This is a genomic window from Acinetobacter sp. RF14B (assembly GCF_006864105.1).
Lineage (GTDB): Bacteria > Pseudomonadota > Gammaproteobacteria > Pseudomonadales > Moraxellaceae > Acinetobacter > Acinetobacter lwoffii_C.
This window is the reverse complement of the sequence record NZ_SMTB01000209.1, coordinates 1-761: the sequence shown is the minus strand read 5'-3', so window position 1 is coordinate 761 and position 761 is coordinate 1. Positions and strand designations below refer to the sequence as shown.

Here is a 761-nt window from a genome sequence, read left to right as displayed (position 1 = left end):
CGAACTCAGAAGTGAAACCTCTTTGCGCTGATGGTAGTGTGGGGTTACCCATGTGAGAGTAAGTCATCGCCAGCTCATTATTTAAAATCCCCCTGCTAAAAAGCAGGGGGATTTATTTTTTATAAAAAGAAAAATAAAAATTAATCTGTAGCAGTTTCTCTGCTTCTCTGCCGGGTCTTTTAATTAACGTTCTCGCTGCTCTTTTTTTCTTTTCAGTGTTAAGTTAAAAGCCAAGATAAAAACTAAAAGAGGGAATATAAAATGTCGGTACAGGTTTACAGAAAATGTCTGATCAGTTGCTGTGCTTTAGGGCGTGTCCTCATTTGGCTTTGCACCAAATAAACATGCAAGCAATGTAGATCATAGACTGATAATTTCGTGCAAGCTTATCAAATCGGGTAGCAATAGCACGGAAATGTTTTAATCTCGCAAATGCATTTTCAACCAAATGTCTTAATTGATATAGATATTTATCAAACTCCTTATTCGACCTCTTACTATTTGATCTCATTGGAATAATGGGAATCATATCCTTATTCTGGGCATATATTCTAATATGTCCAGCATCATATCCCTTATCAGCAATAAGATAAGTTGCCTCGTCTATAGTATCAATCAGTTGTTTTGCAACTTTACTGTCGTGGACGTCACCCCCAGTGATTTTAAAATCAATCGGTAATCCATTCGCGTCGGTTGCAAGATGTATTTTTGTTGTTCGTCCACCACGTGATTGTCCAATTGCTCTTTTGAAACCATGCCGA

At 37.5% G+C, this 761-nt stretch carries 1 protein-coding gene; it reads right to left on the bottom strand.

Annotated elements, in window-relative coordinates; all coding sequences use genetic code 11:
* Positions 1 to 319 precede the first annotated feature (319 nt).
* A partial coding sequence (locus E2K52_RS14540; protein WP_151205697.1) for an IS5 family transposase occupies positions 320 to 761 on the bottom strand: 442 nt, incomplete at its 5' end.